This is a genomic window from Pseudoalteromonas sp. T1lg88, from assembly GCF_002964765.1.
In the GTDB taxonomy this organism is placed as follows: Bacteria; Pseudomonadota; Gammaproteobacteria; order Enterobacterales; family Alteromonadaceae; genus Pseudoalteromonas.
Window position 1 is genome coordinate 282,466 of the sequence record NZ_PQCF01000031.1, and the last position, 18,878, is coordinate 301,343.

Annotated in this window: 14 protein-coding genes and 1 riboswitch; of the genes, 9 read left to right on the forward strand and 5 right to left on the reverse strand. The window is 48.2% G+C overall.

The features are described 5' to 3' along the window. Position 1: 1 nt before the first annotated feature. The 5 genes from astD to C2M34_RS10485 all read left to right on the forward strand — a co-directional run bounded on the left by astD (position 2) and on the right by C2M34_RS10485 (position 7,904). Positions 2 to 1,462, forward strand: coding sequence for a succinylglutamate-semialdehyde dehydrogenase (astD, locus tag C2M34_RS10465; RefSeq protein WP_105258729.1), 1,461 nt, complete (start codon positions 2 to 4; stop codon positions 1,460 to 1,462). 39 nt (positions 1,463 to 1,501) lie between these two features. Beyond that, positions 1,502 to 2,305, forward strand: coding sequence for a DUF1338 domain-containing protein (locus C2M34_RS10470; protein WP_105201444.1), 804 nt, complete (start codon positions 1,502 to 1,504; stop codon positions 2,303 to 2,305). 301 nt (positions 2,306 to 2,606) lie between these two features. Continuing rightward, positions 2,607 to 3,977, forward strand: coding sequence for a sigma-54 dependent transcriptional regulator (locus tag C2M34_RS10475; protein ID WP_233999524.1), 1,371 nt, complete (start codon positions 2,607 to 2,609; stop codon positions 3,975 to 3,977). Between the two features lie 33 nt (positions 3,978 to 4,010). Further along, positions 4,011 to 4,820, forward strand: a complete 810-nt coding sequence (locus tag C2M34_RS10480; RefSeq protein ID WP_105258730.1) for a thioredoxin domain-containing protein — start codon at positions 4,011 to 4,013, stop codon at positions 4,818 to 4,820. Between the two features lie 615 nt (positions 4,821 to 5,435). Then, positions 5,436 to 7,904, forward strand: a complete 2,469-nt coding sequence (locus C2M34_RS10485; RefSeq protein ID WP_105258731.1) for a hypothetical protein — start codon at positions 5,436 to 5,438, stop codon at positions 7,902 to 7,904. A gap of 200 nt (positions 7,905 to 8,104) precedes the next feature. Here the strand turns inward: C2M34_RS10485 and C2M34_RS10490 are convergent, their stop codons facing one another. The 3 genes from C2M34_RS10490 to C2M34_RS15930 all read right to left on the reverse strand — a co-directional run bounded on the left by C2M34_RS10490 (position 8,105) and on the right by C2M34_RS15930 (position 12,880). Continuing rightward, positions 8,105 to 11,212, reverse strand: a complete 3,108-nt coding sequence (locus tag C2M34_RS10490; protein ID WP_199878787.1) for an NEW3 domain-containing protein — start codon at positions 11,210 to 11,212, stop codon at positions 8,105 to 8,107. An 88-nt stretch (positions 11,213 to 11,300) separates the two neighbouring features. Next, positions 11,301 to 11,387: riboswitch (cyclic di-GMP riboswitch) on the reverse strand. Between the two features lie 528 nt (positions 11,388 to 11,915). Next, a complete protein-coding gene (locus C2M34_RS15925) occupies positions 11,916 to 12,338 on the reverse strand; it encodes a hypothetical protein (RefSeq protein WP_234398798.1) in 423 nt (140 codons plus the stop codon). Then, positions 12,335 to 12,880, reverse strand: coding sequence for an MBL fold metallo-hydrolase (locus C2M34_RS15930; protein ID WP_234398799.1), 546 nt, complete (start codon positions 12,878 to 12,880; stop codon positions 12,335 to 12,337). The genes C2M34_RS15925 and C2M34_RS15930 overlap by 4 nt, the downstream gene beginning before the upstream one ends. Before the next feature lie 77 nt (positions 12,881 to 12,957). On the opposite strand from C2M34_RS15930, the gene C2M34_RS10500 reads away from it, so the two are divergent. The 4 genes from C2M34_RS10500 to C2M34_RS10515 all read left to right on the forward strand — a co-directional run bounded on the left by C2M34_RS10500 (position 12,958) and on the right by C2M34_RS10515 (position 17,394). Next, a complete protein-coding gene (locus C2M34_RS10500) occupies positions 12,958 to 13,215 on the forward strand; it encodes a DUF3081 domain-containing protein (RefSeq protein WP_105201451.1) in 258 nt (85 codons plus the stop codon). 135 nt (positions 13,216 to 13,350) lie between these two features. Continuing rightward, the gene (locus C2M34_RS10505) at positions 13,351 to 14,949 is read left to right on the forward strand and encodes an AbgT family transporter (protein ID WP_105201452.1); all 1,599 of its coding nucleotides are present in this window, start codon (positions 13,351 to 13,353) and stop codon (positions 14,947 to 14,949) included. 80 nt (positions 14,950 to 15,029) lie between these two features. Continuing rightward, on the forward strand, positions 15,030 to 15,980 hold the full coding sequence (locus C2M34_RS10510; RefSeq protein ID WP_158681426.1) for a Solitary outer membrane autotransporter beta-barrel domain: 951 nt from the start codon (positions 15,030 to 15,032) through the stop codon (positions 15,978 to 15,980). Between the two features lie 34 nt (positions 15,981 to 16,014). Then, positions 16,015 to 17,394: a DUF2254 domain-containing protein gene (locus C2M34_RS10515; protein WP_105258734.1), complete on the forward strand. Its 1,380-nt coding sequence runs from the start codon at positions 16,015 to 16,017 to the stop codon at positions 17,392 to 17,394. A gap of 171 nt (positions 17,395 to 17,565) precedes the next feature. On the opposite strand, the gene C2M34_RS10520 is transcribed toward C2M34_RS10515, so the two are convergent. Both C2M34_RS10520 and C2M34_RS10525 read right to left on the reverse strand, forming a co-directional pair. After that, positions 17,566 to 17,994, reverse strand: coding sequence for an excinuclease ABC subunit A (locus C2M34_RS10520; RefSeq protein WP_105201455.1), 429 nt, complete (start codon positions 17,992 to 17,994; stop codon positions 17,566 to 17,568). 2 nt (positions 17,995 to 17,996) lie between these two features. Continuing rightward, positions 17,997 to 18,878 (reverse strand): MipA/OmpV family protein, encoded by an 882-nt coding sequence (locus C2M34_RS10525; protein ID WP_234398800.1) that lies wholly within the window; start codon positions 18,876 to 18,878, stop codon positions 17,997 to 17,999.

Sequence of the window (18,878 nt, forward strand, 5' to 3'; positions counted from 1 at the left end):
TATGCAAGTGCAATTAATTAATAACCAATGGGTTGCGGGTCAAGGCCCGGCGTTTTCATCCATCAACCCAAGTAAAAATACCGAGATTTGGCAAGGCCAAGGCGCCAGTGCCGAGCAGGTAGACGCAGCGGTAAAAAGCGCCCGTGCGGCGCAATTCGACTGGGCACAAACCGAGCTTGGTGAGCGTATCGCGCTACTAGAGCGTTTTGTCGATCAGCTTAAAGCAAACAGCGAAGAGTTAGCGACCACCATAGCCGAAGAAACCGGCAAGCCACTGTGGGAAACACGCACCGAAGTGGGTGCTATGGCAGGCAAGATTGCTATCTCAATCAAGGCTTATAACGAGCGTACCGGTACGGTTGAAAACCCCATGCCTGGCGCTCAAGCCTTTATCCGCCACAAGCCTCATGGTGTGGTTGCGGTATTCGGCCCTTATAACTTCCCGGGCCACCTGCCAAACGGTCATATTGTACCGGCTATTCTTGCGGGCAATACCGTGGTGTTCAAGCCTTCAGAACTGACTCCCAAGGTTGCACAGCACACGCTTGAATTGTGGCTCAAGGCCGGCCTTCCTGCAGGTGTGATTAACATGGTTCAAGGTGAGATAGAAACGGGTAAGGCCCTGGCCTCACATCAGGATATCGACGGCCTCTTCTTTACCGGCAGCTCGCAAACCGGTCACTTACTGCATCAGCAGTTTGGCGGTCATCCGGGCAAAATTCTGGCACTCGAGATGGGCGGCAATAACCCGCTGATCATTAAAGGCGTAAGCGATATCGACGCTACGGTGCATGATATTGTGCAATCGGCCTTTATTACTTCAGGCCAGCGTTGTACCTGTGCGCGTCGTCTGTTTATCGAGCAAGGCGACCAAGGCGATGCAATTCTTGAGCGCTTGGTAGCAGTGACTAAAAACATCCAAATTGGCGACAGCTTTGCCGAAGAGCAACCATTTATGGGCGCCATGATCAGCAAAAAAGCGGCGGCGGGCATGCGCTCGGCCTACGAGCAGCTGGTAGCTCAAGGTGCAACATCACTACTAGAGATGAAACATCTAGATGAGAACACCGGCTTTGTCAGCCCGGGTATTGTCGATGTCTCTAACATCACCCTGGCCGATGAAGAACACTTTGGCCCACTGTTAAAAGTGTATCGCTACAGTGATTTCGATGCGGCCATTGATGAGGCCAACAACACTTCATTCGGTCTATCTGCGGGTCTGCTTGGCGACTCACAAACCGACTATGACTATTTCTTAAAGCGCATTCGCGCCGGTATTGTTAACTGGAACCGTCCAATCACTGGGGCCTCAAGTGCCGCCCCGTTTGGTGGTATCGGTGCCAGTGGCAACCATCGTGCGAGTGCCTACTATGCAGCAGATTACTGTGCTTATCCTGTGGCTTCTGTGGAAGCGCCGAAAAGCACACTACCAGAAAAATTAGCGCCGGGCTTAATGCTTTAATAGAGAATAATTCACGCGCACATGCGTTAAGGAAAAAACATGCATAACGATGTAAATACATTATTTGAAAAGCTGTGGGACAACTACTTAGAAGTAACGCCTTCAGCGGTAAAGGTTCACGAGCTATTAGGTTCAACGCAGCAAGATGATGTGATCAACGATCATATTGCCCTGCGTACCTTCAACCTGCCTAAAGTAGGCCTAGAAAAACTAGCCGCCCATTTTTTAGCCGTGGGTTACAAAGAGTGTGGTGAGTATCACTTCGAAGCGAAAAAGCTGTACGCTAAGCACTTCGAACATGAAGACCCAACTCAACCTAAGGTGTTTATCTCTGAGCTATTAGTTGAACAGTGCTCTGAAGAGCTACAAAAAGTCGTTCATGAGATGGTTGAGCAAATCGATGAAGCCGCCGTGACCGCCGATAACTTCTTGTACTCGGGCACTCATTGGCAGGTAAGCCATGAAACCTACAAGGCGCTGCTTGCCGAAAGTGAGTATGCGGCCTGGATGGCGGCCTGGGGCTATCGTGCCAACCACTTCACCGTCAGCATTAACCACCTGGCTCAGTTCGACACCATTGAACAGGTGAACCAGAAACTAAAAGATGCAGGCTTTGCGCTTAACACCTCAGGTGGCGAGATCAAAGGCTCTCCGGAAGTGCTACTTGAGCAATCATCCACCCTTGCCGATGATGCCAAGGTGCAGTTCAGCGATGGTGAGTTCGCGGTGCCAAGCTGCTTCTACGAGTTCGCGCTGCGCTATTTGCAGCCAAACGGTGAAATCTACACGGGTTTTGTTGCCGCTTCTGCGGACAAAATCTTTGAGAGCACCAACGCTCGTTAATTAAGACGGTAATATGCAGACTTCAGAAAGCCCCATTAGGGGCTTTTTTTATGATCTACATCAATATTTGTTACACCGTATTACAGCTTCTTGTGTCAAGGTGCTCACCTCATCCTGGGCATAAATCCTCTGTAAGTCAGTATAAACAAAGCCTAAGGAGAAAGTATTAACTTTAATACCCATTATAGAAACTTAAAAATGCGCTAACGCCCATCAAAGCTGGCTTGCGAATAGTCCCAGCTCTTCTAGACTTTAAGCTAATCACCTCACAAATGCATGGTCTCATAGCTAAGGGTTTAGTGTGAGTAAGCGCAATACAACAACGATCCACATGGAGCGTGATGTATTGGTATTAAATTTTACCGATGAAACATGCTTAAATAACTCACGGACGAACTTACCCAACTGGCATTTTATCCATGCCAACAGCTTGGATTGTGCCTATAAAATCCTCGAGCAGCATAACTGTTACGTTGCTATAGCCTTGGTCGGACATAGCCAACAGCAAGCGGTGCTCAAAGCCGTAAAACAGCTGTCGGCCAGCCAGGACTCACTGTTATGGTTAGCGCTGTTTCGCGACGGCGACAATCTGCTAGACAATATCAGTTATTGCTTTACCGACTACTTTCTTGATTATCATCACCTCCCTGTAGACTGGGCACGGCTGGATCACACCTTGGGTCATATTTATGGCATGGCGCAACTTAAATTGCGCTCAAAACTAGGTACGGCAGCGAGCAAAGCCAACAGCATCTGCTTTGGCGAATCCAAAGAAATGCAGCAACTAAAAGAGACCCTGGATAAGGTTGCCTGTACCGATGAAACCATATTAATCGGCGGTGAAACCGGCACAGGTAAGGGCTTGTGCGCCCAATATATACATTCCTTGTCGCCACGCCGCAATGGCCCCTTTATCACGGTAAACTGTGGTGCACTGCCGCCCACCCTGATCCACTCTGAGCTTTTTGGCCATGAAAAAGGCGCGTTCACCGGTGCCAATAAGCAATATATAGGACGTATAGAACGGGCCCATAAAGGCACCTTATTTCTCGATGAAATAGGCGATTTATCATTGGAATTACAGATAAATTTACTGCATTTTCTTGAGGAAAATTATATTGAGCGCATAGGTGGTAATCAAACGACCGAGGTAGATTGTCGCATTATTTTTGCCACCCATGTAAATTTAGAAAATGCCATCGAAGAAGGCCTTTTTAGAGAAGATTTATACTATCGAATTAACATTATTCAGTTGGAGATCCCAAGTCTTAGAAAACACATTAGTGATCTCCCCCTTCTTGCCAACGACTGCCTCACAAAACTGACGCCCCCGAATCATCAATTCAGCTTTAGTGATCAGGCATTACAGGCAATGGAAGCCTACTCTTGGCCTGGCAATATCAGGGAGCTTAAAAACCGTATCCAACGTGCCATTATCATGAGTGAAAACGATATTATCACCGAGCAAGACCTGGGTATAAGGCTGCCAAAAAAATCTGACTCAAAGTCAGAGGTAATAGATTTAGTAAAACATAGATCAGAGATAGATACAGAGTTAATACTTACGGCCATTAGAAATAATGGCTACAACATCTCAGCAGCGGCAAGAGAGCTGAATATTTCGCGAACGACTTTTTATCGCTTAATTAAGAAGTGCAAAATAAAGCTGTAACTAAACCTAAGTTGCAATCCAGAGGACCACACAATGTCAACATTTATACCCAAGTATATAGTTTTAATAATTGCCTTATTCTTACTCAATGGCTGTGATGCTGAGGCACAAAACACCAAAGAGAGTAAGCTTGAGCAGGAACTAAGTGCACTAAAACAAGAAGTGAGTGAGTTAAAAAAACAACTCGCGACCATAGGCGCTCAGGTTAGTGAAATTCACACCATAGCTAAAGATGCACGAAAACCGCGACATAAAACATTACCGGATCAGGAAAACTTCAATATCGACGGGACCTTACCTGAGCTCGGTGAAGCCACTGCTTCCCTTGCCATCATTGAATTTTCAGACTTTCAATGCCCCTATTGTAAGCGCTATGTAGACAATACTTTTAGCAAGCTTAAAACCAATTTCATTGAAAATGGCAAGGTTAAATATGTCGCTCGCGACTTCCCACTAGGTTTTCATGATAAGGCCAAAGGCGCGGCGGTAGCAGCCAACTGTAGCTTGCAACAAGGCGCCTATTGGCCTATGCGCGAACAGCTGTTTAACAATATGCGCCAGCTTGGCGATGAATTATACCAAAGCAGCGCCGAGCAACTTGAGCTGGATATGGATAAGTTTGCTAAATGCCTCGCGGATGAGGCTATCTTGGCCAAGGTAGAGCAGGACATGAGTTATGGCACGTCTTTGGGCATTCGCGGTACACCCAGCTTTTTGATTGGCCGAATTGAAGGCGAACGCCTTATCAATCCCACCTTGTTGGTCGGTGCCCAAAGTTATGAAACCTTTGCCGCGGTACTGAACGAACTGGCTAGCGCCCCTGCCGAGGAGTCCGGCGAATAATCCATCCCAGATAGCGCGACTAGGCAACTCAGGCCAAGGTCGCGCTATTTTTGCTTTACTTTGCCTTACCTGAAAATAATCACATCACGCCTGCATAAGCCCTCTGTATTTTATTCTCTTTCTTTATGCCAAGGCCTTGCTACAAAGGCCTAATTGTCGATATCAACCCGCTGCAATCGAGTCCCACGCTTTGCGAAAAAGTGTTCGTATCTGTTCACCCGCTGTTGAACAATCACAAAAAAAATAACATATTGATATTTATAATATTAATTTAATTTTGTGAGACTTTGTCAGGCGGTTTTTTAAGCAAAGTGTTACACCTGCGCAACACCCACCCCGGAAAAGCCCCCGTAAGCAAGATAAAAATCCTTTTAAAACAATTAGATAACACACTGGCACAAAGCATGCTCTATATCGCTACTAGATAAGGTTCTGCGCTATGGACACCACTTAAATATGGGCCGCCATAGACAGTAGCTAGACACGGCAAAAACGCCGAAACAAGTAGTAAAAAGCAAAGTGGACACTTGAGAGAAATCCAGCCTTATTCCGCAGTTAAAAGTGCCGCACTTACATACGTTTTATCAATATTAACGATTGACTGAGGTCATGATTATGAAACGATTTAACTGTAAGCAGCTTGTCAGAGCCCTGGGTGTCGCCCTGATAAGCACCGCTAGCCTTTATGGCATTAGCACCACACCCGCACACGCCGAGGAAGTTTATAATGATGGTATTTTCGGAGGGCTAGACAGAGAGCTCTGTATGGCGGATGCCTATCTTAAGGTACCTAAAAATTCACTGCCGCAGGACACGTTAGGCTGTCAAGCAAATGATGTGGAGATCACAGCGGTAGAAAACCCCAGCGTTGCAGAATGTGCTGAAGGCGACTTGGTGATGTTTAATGCGGATGTCACCATTAGAACCAATGCCAATGAACGCTATGACACCACCTTTTATCTGCCCCTAACCGATCAGTCGCCAGATGATGTCTCTATAGAACTAGGTGCCGGTGAAAACCCCAATAGTTTGGTCTTCCCTAATTATTGCTCGATTGTTTTACCGGATGCTCAGTATGCTACGGCTACAGGGCAAACCTATGCCGAACTTGACGGCGACGTTTGTGCCGACATCACCAAGGCGTATGGCAGTGATTCTTACACCTTGTTACAACAACCTATGACCATGCTGTGTCAGGATAACGATGATGACGGCCAGGCCGATTTTCATTACTGTGCAGCCTGGGATAACCAGGAGCGAGATAATTGTACCTTGGATGGCGATTTCCCAGGACAAGTTCCTAATACAAAATCCAAGTGTAATTGCGACACTTTGAATATTCCTATCTTTATCAAACCTGAGCCACCTACAATTACCAAAACTATTGTCGGTGACAACTTCGCCAATGAGCCTGAGGGCACATTTAAATACAAAGTAGAAATTACCAGTGTAAGCGAAAAAGCTGATGTTTTTGTTAAAGAAGTTTATGACGAGGTCAGCTCAACCACAGATGGCACAGTGTCGGCCACCTTTGACTTATCAACTCAGGTTAATACAACCATAGGTAACCTAACTTTACTCGCACAACATGCAGATCATACTTGTGATGAAGCATTTGCATCTTTGCCTGTACAACTTACGCCTACATCTTCTTCCGTAGACTGTATAGCGGTGATGAGAATCAACGATGACGACGGCCCAGATGATGGCACTGCAGAGCTCTATCAAGACTATATTCGCACCCTCATTTGGGATAAAAATGACGATGTAGTTGGCGAACCAAACTGCGATCCAACAGCCATGCCTCCAGTAGCAGGAACCTGTAGCGGCATAGTTGAAGTGGAAATCCGCGATGTGGATCCAGAGATCGATATCAAGAAATTTGCAATAGATGGCCCTGGATTTGAATGTATGGGCAACTCATTCGACAGCGATGGCGCTTGTAACAATGCGGTCTACATTGATGAACCTGGCGGTGATGTAACCTTCAAGCTCATCATTAAAAACCTCAGTACCGTTGACCCATTGACCATTACGTCTCTTGAGGATGATGTGGATGGCAGCATTGATGATTTGCTAACCGATCTATCCGGCAATACCTGTGACGACCAGTCTCTCGATCTCGCCATAGCTGGTGAAGTGGGTGATACCTTAACCTGTCAATTTGTACGCGATGTAAGCGGTGGGCTGATAGCGGTAACCAATACGGCAACCGTTTTAGCCGTCGAAAGTACCGACCACAGTGAAGGCAATAGCGCCACCGACAACGATAGCGAAACGGTCAATATCGTCGATGTACCACCGGCGGTGATGTTTACCAAAGAAGTTAAGGTAGCGGGTGCCGATGACAGCTCTTATAGTGATTTAGCTCAAGTAGACGAACCCGGTGGTGATGTGGTGTATCGCTTTACCATTGAGAATCAGTCAACTTCGGGCGAGGACATTACCCTGCTTAGCTTGACCGACGATCAACTAGATGGCCCAAGATCGACCTCAGGTACTAACACCTGTGTACTTGATGGCTCCCAGACCATAGCGGTTGGCCCTGCCAACGCGTATCAATGTACCATTGACGCTGCCGTTATCGGTGATGCCGGCGAGGACCTAGTGAATGTAGCCTATGTGACCATCACCGATGGCGAATCAAATCTGAATTCACTCACCGATACTGCAACGGTTGAATTCTTAGATGTACCTTTGCAAATTACACCTCAAGTGGCCATGAAAGCGACTATTTTCGTTCGCCTTGCTAACGGCGGCGTAGATACAGTAACTGTGAATGGCTTTGAGCTTGCAGGCCAAGCCGTAGCTGCCGGTAATGGTACAGCCGACTTCACTATCCTAGATGATGAAGCAAGCTATGAATACGATGAGTTCAATTCAGGTTTTGCCTTCTGTGGTGATGTTACCTCTATTGCAGTAGGTGCAACTGCAGAGTGCGCTATTCCTCTGCGGTTATTACCTGGCTTCAATGTACAAAACATCAACATGATATCTAATTCTCTGACTGTTAATGTCACCGACGGTGATACCGCAGCGGTCGATGTAAGTATCGTTGATGTATCTGTGGTGACAGTAGAGTAATAAACCCTGTCTTTTCTTCGAAGCTAGCCCTAAAAGGGGTTAGCTTCAAGCAAAGACAATATTGCAACACTGTGACTGCAAATAAAAAGAGGAAATTGAATTTGGTTAATAAAAAAAAGCGACGGCTACCGCCGTCGCTTTTTTTATAACTTAGCCTTTAAACGGTATTGCCTGTTGTCGAACTAAGCTGGGCGCTGGCATTATTTATTGCCTTTACCCTTATTTCCGCCGTTGCCGCTGCCACCGTCGCTGGCAAGAGTAACATTTACCGTCGCAGTAGACTGCAATTGACCATCACTAATGGTATAGCTAAAGCTGTCACTGCTTTTAAAGCTTTTGGCCGGCGTATACTTGATACGACCATCACTGAGCACCTGCACACTCCCCTTGGCACCTTGAGTCGCACTCTTAACTACTAGGGTATCGCCATCGATATCCTTATCGTTACCAAGCACATTAATGTAAATGGCTGTTTTAGACGCCATGCTTACACTGTCGCTATAGGCAACCGGCGCATTGTTTTGTTGCTGTGCCACGCGGTAAACCAAGGTATTGGTGCTGTTATAAGCGGTATTGGCTACATCCTTGGCCGTTAAGGTCAGGTTATAACTGCCGGCGCTGGCGCTGGTCGCTGACATTACACTGACACTGACCGTCGTAGTCGTGCCACTGGCCAGGGTAACCGAGCTGTTGCTAGCGCTCCAACCGCTTGGCGTAGCAATGCTCAAGTTATAGGTCGCATCGCCGCAGTCCTGATTCTGGTTAGTGATCTCGACGTTATAGCGTTGTACTGTGCCGGCATCAACTTCGCTGCCAAGCGCATCGGCCACAACTAGTTTTGGTGCCGCCAAACGACAACTGGCCACCGGCGCCGCTACCTGATAAGTAGCACTGGCCGAGCTCTGATAGCCGCCATTATCACGGTTTAGTGCAACTAGACTAAAGTCATACACACCGGCATTGGCATCCGCAGCCGAGGTAACGCTGACACTTAGGGTTTGTGATTGACCCGGCGCCAAACTCGCACTTGGGCTAGTTGCTTGCCAACCCGCAGGCAGGCTTGCCTTCACATCAAATGTTGAAGCCGCACAGCTATCCGCATCCTTATTGGTCAGTGTGCCCTGATAAGTCACCGTTGTGCCCGCTGCTACCTGAGTTGAGCTCGTGTTTAACAAGGTCCATTGTGGATTTGCCGAAACACAGGCCGCCACTGGCGTTTCAACCACATAAGACGCAGTAGTACTGGCTTGATAGCGAGTATCGCTGGCATTCACGCCCTTGATAGCGACATCATAAAAACCATCTGTAGCGGTTGTGCTTGAAGTAACGTTTAAGCTTACCGTGGTGCTTTGACCCGGCGCCAAGCTCACCGTTTGTTGCGTAGCATTCCAACCCGACGGTACTTGCGCAGAAACGCTGTAATTGCTGTTGCCACACTCGGCGCTGTCGTTATTGGTTAAGGTCGCGCTATAAGAAACGGTTTCGCCCGGCGCAGCCCAAACACTGCTGTTAGACGCCAGCGCGATGCTTGGTTGCGCTGCAATACAGCTTTGCTGTGCTGAATAGCTGATATTCACACCCACACCCGAACTATTGGCCCACTCAGTAGTAATGGTGACGCCGGCCTCATTATCGGTATAGCTATTACCAACAACTAAAGCGATATCATCCAAGTCCCAGATACTGCTTGAAGGTGTCAAATCCAACATTTCACTGCTTGAGGCATCGGAGCCAGTTGCTAAACGCAACACCACGCCTTCGGTAATTCCGGTTTTGCCTTCCAAAAAGCTATCAAAGCCAACTGGCTGACGATATTCAAGGTAGTACCATAAGGGTTCACCTGTGGTCGCATCTGTACCACGACGCACCTTTAGACCCTTGGCTTGACCTTGTGAGGCTTGCGCATAGGGTTCCAGCTGGTAGCTACCATCATCTTGGGCGGTGATAATCTCGCCGCGTTCAGGAGAAAGCCAGCCCAGTAATTCTTTGTTAAAGGTGTTGAAATGACCCTCAACTCCGTATTTACCCATCATATCCAGGGTATCTCCGTAATCCACCGAACGGCAATCACCACCAATAATATCACTCGGACATTCAAGGCGCTTAGCGTGATGCAAACCCAAGTTATGGCCAAACTCATGGCCTATGGTATTAAGCGTAAATGAACCATTGATCCAAGCGCGAGAAGGAGTCCCTCCTAATGTACCTTTACCAGTCCAAGGACAGGCTTCATTTTTAGGAAATAAGTATATAAAGCGATCGTAACTGCCCACGTCAACACCTGCATCGCGTGCCGCCTGTTGTCCATAAGTGTTAATGTCGCGAGTCTCACATGTCTTGGCAATCGGCAGCGTGTGGTAGCCCGTTACCTCTCCACTTAACCAGGTTTTACCAAAAGATGCTTCACGATAGTAATCGCTGACTTTACCAAATACCATGTCGCGAACTTCTTCAACGGACCAGGGGCGCTCACTTGCATTGTCTTGGAAGTTGACCAAAACCACTAAAGTGCGCTGCTCACCCAGGGTATTAGGTAAAGGCTCAACTGCGGTACTGGTAGCAGCGGCGTCAACAATACTCTCACCCCCTTGCAGCATGATAATTTGTGATTCTTCGCTGATCACGAGGGAGCTTTCAGTGGCGTCATTTTGCTCATGCTTAAATAACCAGCCATTGGCCTTGACCTTAGCGCCATTGCGTAGTGATTCAGCCTGTGCCTGGTTAGCTAAGTGCAGCTCAACACGCTGATCTTCGGTAACCAAGAAATGACGCAGGCGGTCTTTACTGGTGTCATGGTGATCTTCATAAACGAATTCCAGTTGACCCACCAGCTCCGCTTGTTGGGCTAGTTTGGCTTCGATATGCGCAGGCATGCCGCTACGCTTGGCGTTTGGCATCACTGTACGCAATGCGGCATTGGCATCAAACTGTAATAAGGCGTATTGGCTGGCCTGGCGGGCAGTCACTAATTCTTCTAGTTGTTGCTCAAAGGCAGGAGAAAATTTGTCTTTGCCACCCTTGCCGGCGCCCTTGTTAGCACGGCGAAGCTCACCCATGGTGGCGGCAAGCGCTAGGGTTTGCTGTTCTAATTGATTTTTCTTAGCTTGAGTGTCAGCTTGATTTTGTTTGAACACTTGTCCAAGGCCCGTATGCTCATTCTGCATCGCACTCTGTACGCCGTTACCGTTTGCAGCGTACAAGTTCATTGAGGTAAAGCCCAAAGTAGTTGCCAAAAGTCCTAGGCCACAGGCTTTTAAAACAGATGAAGAAAGTTTATTAGGCGTTACGACGCCTTTCGTTATAGTCACTACTAGAACCTCTCAAAGTTTGTACATCACTTCGAAAGCTCCCAGTTTTATGACCAAGTCAATAACCGAGCTCTATCAACGCGCCTCTTTCGGTAATCCAGCTGCCCACTGCCTTCAACAGTTAGGGCCTGTGATTTTGCGTACATTAGTTTCCTAATGTTTGCCGTTTCGAGAGTGCTTTCGAATCTTACTTCATGGACCATTGGGGCCCAAGCGAAGGCGCATTCTAACAAGGTGATTTAAGGATTCTCAATGATAAAACTGATCTTTTTTTGAGCTATTTTTGAAACTTTTTATAAATCAATGGACAAGAAACGAACAAAATTGTAACTGAACAAGGCGTTCAGGATAAAAATGCGGAGAAACAGCTCTTTTTAGATAAAAATATCAATTAATGCCAACTGAACAGCGGATTTAGCTAGATTTTTTATTTTACTTCGGAGCAGATCAAAGCACTATCCATGCTTTCCCAGTTTTAAATTTGAGCACAAAAGTGCATGTATGCAATTTTCAACCTATTGTATTTCTGTGCTTTATTAATGGACTTGTGTGCTTTTTAAACAGTACAATGCTTAGTCTTCCAAAAGACTATAAAATACAGCTAACTAACTATTGGCAAAGCCTTTTTCGGGTATACGCACTATTTTAGAATGATGACTTTCTGAAATTCAGCAAAAGACAAAGTTAGTGAACTCATACTAGGTTATTCCTTGTTAAAGTCACTTTGCACTAGCCTCACTTGGGTGTTTTTATCCACCGCGACTACCATGCCGTCGGTTGCCAAAAACAAGCGTCCGCAATACTCACCTTTAGCCTCATCGGCTATTGCCGACATGCCCTCTCCCAGGCCATATCGGGCACTAAAGTGACTCAGTAACAGCGCCGGTAGCGCCTGCTTTTGCGCATAGGCGCAGATACGCTGCACATCGCTGTGCCCTGTATGGGGGCCCACCTTTTGTAAGTCTGCGGCGAGAAAGGTAGCTTCATGAACCAGCAAATGCACACCGGCAATTACTGGGTCTAAACAACTGGGCGTCTCATTGTCGCCACAGATAACAAGCACCCTGGGTTGCCAGGCGAAATAGGTATAGTCATCAGCGCGCAATAGGACGCCTTTATAGCTCACATCCTCTCCACGCTGCAAAAGGTTGTAAGGGGGCCGCTGGCTATTTGCTCTGCCCTCAGGCGTTCAATATCCAGTTTGCGCGGAATTTGGGTTTCGATAAATTTAAAGCCCTGGCTTGGCACCCTGTGTTGCAGCGGGCAGATTTGAACCTTAACCCAACTAAAGATTTGCCCACTCAGTTCCTCAAAATCTACAAGCTCAAGATTAAAGGGCAAGGTCCATTCGCTCATCGCCATGGCGGCACGGACAAACTCCAGCACCTCTGTCGGTGCCACTATGCGTAGTGTCTGGGTACGTCCCGATAAACCTGCCGAGGCAATTAAACCCGGTAAGCCATAGCAATGATCGCCATGCTTATGAGTGATAAACACAGCCTCAAGGTGATATAGCGCCAGCTTGGTTTTTAATATCTGATGCTGGGTTGCCTCACCACAATCGACCAGATACCAGGGCTTTTGATCGTCACGAAACACCGCATAGCCGGATACATTTCGGCTTTTGGTCGGTGTTCCTGAGCTGCTTCCCAATACTTGAACTTGCACCTGTTTACTCCTATTTTTGTGCTGTACGCCACATACCCAAAGATTATAACTTGTCCCTTATCGCAAGGATCTAGCTTATGAAAAATGAAATCGACAGTAAAACCCTGCTCCGTGCCTATGAGCGCATTCAACAACATGGCGAACAAACCGAGCAAGGCAAGTTTTACCAAGGCCTGTACGCCTATTCTGATCTTGATGGCTATACCTTGTACCTGCAAGGCAGCGGCGTACTTTTACGCTTTGGCTTTCATAACACCTATCACCTTGATTATCAAAGTGAGAAGAACAAATCTGACTTTATGAACAAGCTACTGAGCATAGGCAAAGAGCCCTAATTTTGCTTGTGCTTGCCGTGCTGATTTTCACCGCTATTCACCGCTTATAGGCGCGAGTTTGCCGAAACACCATGATCCCAAGGGCCATTAATGGTATCTTTGTCCGAATTTGTGACACCAAGGGATAATAAAGGTATGACCAAGGCTGTATCCTCCGCCGTACCGGAACAACAAGAACAACAAAAAGGCTGGTTTAATCGCTTTCTAGCGACCGTCGAGTTTCTCGGTAACCTGCTTCCACACCCCATTACATTATTTGCACTTTTCTGTGTTGCCATCGTGGTGATCAGCGGCATCGCCGACTGGGCCGGACTTAGCGCCATTGACCCTCGCCCCGAAGGCGCCAAAGGCCGCGATCCCGATGGTGTTATCGAGGTAGTGAGCCTGATGAGCGCTGAAGGCCTCAGACGTATTTTCGAAGGCCTGGTTACCAACTTTACCGGCTTTGCCCCTTTAGGTACCGTACTGGTTGCCCTGCTCGGCGTGAGCGTTGCCGAGCACTCAGGTATGCTTTCTGCGGCCATGCGTGGCATGGTGATGGGCGCCTCAAAACGCCTGGTTACCTTTATGGTAGTGTTTGCCGCCATTCTTTCTAATACTGCTTCTGAGCTCGGCTACGTGGTACTTATTCCACTGGCGGCGATGATTTTCCATAGCCTTGGCCGTCACCCCTTAGCCGGTTTGGCTGCCGCCTTTGCCGGTGTATCTGGCGGTTACAGCGCTAACCTGTTACTGGGTACTATTGACCCACTATTGGCCGGTATTACCACACCAGCGGCACAAATGATCGACCCAGATTATCAGGTCGGCGCCGAAGCCAACTACTACTTTATGTTCGTGTCCGTATTCCTAATCGCCATCCTTGGCACCTGGGTGACCGAGAAAATTGTTGAGCCGCGCCTGGGCAAATACGACCCGAGCGAAGCCAGTATCGACCTCGGTGAAAACAAAATTGAGCACCTTAGCCAGCGCGAAAAAAGCGGCCTAAAATGGGCCGGCCTTACCTTCCTGGCCTTGGGTGTACTACTTGCCTTTACCGTTATCCCGGACGATGGCATTTTGCGCCATCAAGCCACCGGTGAAATTAAGGGCTCACCCTTCTTAAAAGGCATAGTGGTCATCATCTTTATCACCTTCGCCATTCCGGGCTTTGTCTATGGCCGCGTGGTTGGCACCATGAAGAATGACCGCGATGTCATTGATGCCATGAGCAAGAGCATGAGCTCCATGGGCATGTATATTGTGCTGGTATTCTTCGCCGCCCAGTTTGTTGCCTTCTTTAAATGGACCAACCTTGGCACCATATTAGCCGTAAACGGCGCAGCCTTGTTACAGGCGCTGAATCTGACCGGCCCCGAGGTGTTCGTGTTCTTTATCCTGATGTGTGCGCTTGTTAACCTTAGCCTGGGCTCTTCATCGGCACAATGGGCGGTCACCGCACCTATTTTTGTGCCCATGCTGATGCTAATTGGCTATGCGCCGGAGACCATTCAGGCGGCCTACCGTATCGGTGATTCGGTAACCAACCTGATCACTCCTATGATGAGTTACTTCGGCCTAATACTCGCAGTGGCCTGTAAATACAAGAAGGACATGGGCATAGGCACGCTGGTCGCGACCATGTTGCCGTACAGCATGATCTTCTTCGTTGGTTGGGTGTGCTTATTCTATCTTTGGGTATTCGTACTGGGTATGCCGGTGGGCCCGGGCTCACCAATCTATTACCAACCTTAATAACATCATCAGCCGGCCTTAGTTGCCGGCTTTTTGTTAGCTGCTATAGTGTTACTATTCAATTAGTTATTAAGATAACTGTGCGTATTTTCTTCCTTATAACCCTGGTTTGCCTTCCCTGTTGCAGCATCGCCGGCGCAGCAAAGCTGTTGGAGCAAAACTTTGCCACGGCCATGGTGCTCACCAATGGCGAGTCAGTGAGCCTGGGTTATGGTCATTTCAGCAGTCCGGCGGCACTGTTTGATGACGACTCGCAAAGCGGCAATGAATTACGCCAAGACCTCAATGTGTTTAACGTGCCGTTTGGTATCAAAACCACCAGCCCGGAAATATTCAGTCAATATAACAGTGAGTTGCATCTGCAAGGCAGCTACATAGACCAAAAAAACAGCCTAAATCTTTTTAACCAAGAGCGCGCCGATAGCTTCGAAGAAAGCATCTATGGGTTTGGCGCCAACTGGATATTTGAGCGGCCAATCAGCTCTAAATGGTGGTTCGGTTTTGGCGCTCGTCTGCAGGGTTTTCGTTATTACAACGACTACGACTATAACTCTCAGCTCAGCAGGCAGGTATTGGCGCCCGCCCTCGATGGCAGCGCAGTTAACATCAGCGCCAACGCCCTTGTTGCCAGTCCGCATGTAGAGATGATGTACCGCCTACCTCGACATTGGGGCTACTATGAATACAAAACCAGTTATAGTTATTACTACGGCACCACACTGGTGGAGCCTTCGGCCTTGGGTAAAATAAGGCCGGAAGGCTGGCGCTACCAAAATGGCATTAAGGCGCGTTTCGATACCGCGCATATAGGCCAGTTTACTCAGGCCATCTATATTAAGGCCCATCGCGTCGACCTAGGGGGTGACAGCGCCAGCGCCTTTGCTACGAATCATTTTTATGAATATGGCGTAGGTGTATTACTCGATACCAGCACCTGGTCTTCCTGGTTGGAAAATATCGGCATTGGCCTAAACTATCATCATGGCAGCGCCCTCGAAGGGGGCAGCATTGTACTGTATTTTAACGAGTAGCTCGCTGACAATAACATAGAATAATGAGGTATTTATGCGCACGCCCCGGAAAATAGCAGATCAATACCGCGCCATTGTCAGCAGCATTGGCTTCTACCCTGCGATTATTATTACCCTCTTTATGTTGTTCGCCATGGTACTGGCCAATATAGAATACCAAAGCTGGGTAATGCGCATAAAACAGGCCTGGCCGGTGCTCTTTGTTACCGATGTTGATACCGCCAAAACCCTGCTCGGTATCCTCGCCGGCGGCCTGATCTCGCTCACCGTGTTTAGCTTTTCCATGGTTATGGTGGTGTTAAACAATGCCGCCGCTACCTTGTCGCCACGGGTGTTGCCCGGGCTTATCTCCATCAAGGCGCACCAGTATGTGCTCGGCATGTATCTCGGCAGCATCGTCTTTACCCTGCTTACCCTGATGAATATCCACACCGAGGGGGAGACCTTGCAAACTCCGGCTCTGGGCACCTTTTTCGCTTTGGCCATTGGCATTTACAATCTGGTGCTCTTTGTATTCTTTATCCATTCCATCTCTCGCTCCATCCAGGTCGACAGCGTGTTGAATACCTTGTTTGCGCAAACCAATAAGCAGTTGCAAAACCTGATCGCCTATCAAGACCCGAGAATTGCTGCGGCGGTGCCAGATTACAGCGATTGGTATCGCCTCAAAAGTCCGCGGGCTGGCTATTTTAAGGGCGTGCATACCCATCAACTGTGTAAACTGTTAGCACAACATGAGCTGCGTATGGTGACCGAGGTGGAGCCGGGGTTTTTCTGTGTTGAAGGCTTTCCCTATCTGGCGCTCGACAGAGATATTAGCGCCGATGAAGAGCTCTGCGAGCAAATTCATAAATGCAGCGTATTTTATATCGAGGAATACATAGGGGATCATTACAGTTATGGTCTGCGGCAAATTGCCGAAATTGCCATTAAGGCGCTCAGCCCGGGCATTAACGACCCAGGCACAGCGGTCAAGGCCATAGACATGCTTAGCATACTGACCATTGCCCGCCTGCATGTGGCGGATCATAACTACACCCTACTCAATACCGAAGAGCAACAGTCGCCTTTGCTCTGGTTTTATGAGCCCAGTCTGGCATCCCTGCTGGAAGAGAATTTCGACCCCATCCGCCACTATGGCTGTAATGACACCACGGTACTGGTCAACCTGATTGAGGCGTTAAAGAATATTCTGTTTGTTTGTGAGCACAACCGAGAATATACCCAGGCACTGTATCGTTATGTGCAGGCCACGGTTTATGACGCCGAGCACTGTATTGACAACCCCTATGAGCGCGAGCGCATTAATCGCATGCTTACCCGTATGAATGAGGTCGCCAACAAGCGTGGCGACGATATTCATTTCAGCCTAAGCGACAAAGACGCCGAGCCCAGAGTTACCTTGCACAACTAAGCTTGGCCTCAGGCAGACTGCTGTTTCAGGGGAGGCGCATGGGCTGCTGCTCAGAGTTACGAGCGTGAGAGTTAAGAGTTGCGAGCGCACGTGTGATAACTGGAAAATGAAAAAGCTGCCTTGTTCAGAATAGGAACTGGCAGCCTTCAGTACTTAGCCTTTAACCAGTACTTAGCGTTTAACCAGTGTGCCTTTTAGGGAAACGCCCGCCATTAAGAAGCCGGCGCCACATTCGAACTCGGTTTCACTGACAAATTCACGCTTTTTATAATAAGACTGGATATTCACCACCGCATTCATACCCTCACGCTTGGCGCGCTCCTGCAAGGCCTTTAGGGCGCTCAGCATCACCCATTGACAGGCTTCCTTGTCGGACTTATTAAAAGCATTGGTCTTTTGGTTAGTGGTCACCTCGCCGTAGGTTTCCTGCACCTCGCCATAAGCCTGATTACCGAAATACAGCGGCACATCAAGCAGGGCATTTTTAGCCTTAGTAGTTTCCAGCAATTCGGCGATATTGTATTGGCCTATATCGTCACGAGCCATGGCCGTATTTGCCGTTAGTGCCAGTCCCAGTGCTAAAAATACTGATTTTTTCATCGTTAATTTCCCTCTACGTTATAAAACTTCCATGCCAGGCCGATGCCAAAGGCAAGATTATGATGTCGCTCAACCAAGGGGCTGTCGCGCCACACCGCATCCTTAATGCGGTAATACTTTACAAAGCCACCAAGCCACCAGCGCTTGCTGTCGTAATTGACACCCACGGACAACTCGCTGCCGCTGTAGCCGGATTGCGGCTTATATGCTTGGCGCTGCACCGTGCTTTGGTGCTCACCTACGCCGTAAAAATAATCAACATACTGGCTGCTGGCATAGTTAACTGCACCGCGGGCGGTGATGCTCACCGTTTGCTCAGCCTCTTGCCAAAGTAATTGCTGCCATTGCATATAAGGGCCCATACGAAAGCCGATATCATCAATGGAAGTGAAATCAGTAGCCAGCGCCTTTCGCACAAACAAACCGCTTTTCAGGTAGTTATCACTACGTGGCTGTCCGGCAAAATAATAATCCAAGGCTGGACCTAATTCAAATACCCAATCCAAGTCGTCCATACCCGAGCGGGCTTGATTGTCCTTGCTGTCCACCGCCAAACTGGCGGTCGCTGACACATCCAGGTGCCAGTTATCACTTTGCCACAAATAGCCTACAGCGCTGTTGCGGTCGACACTCATGCGCTCACTGCGATAACGCACATAGGGCAAGGGCACGGTATACTTGTTATGCTCACTCGAGCCGAGATAATGAGGTAAGGAGGTGGTAAAAACTCCCACGCCCAATTCCAGCTCACGGCTGCTTTTAACTGCGTCTTTCCCTGCCTTGTCTTCGACGTTTTGAACACTGTCCTCATTAACCCCCTCGGCAAACGCGGGGGTCAAAGAGCATAGCAAAAGCAGCACATAAACCATCAATCCCTTGCGCAT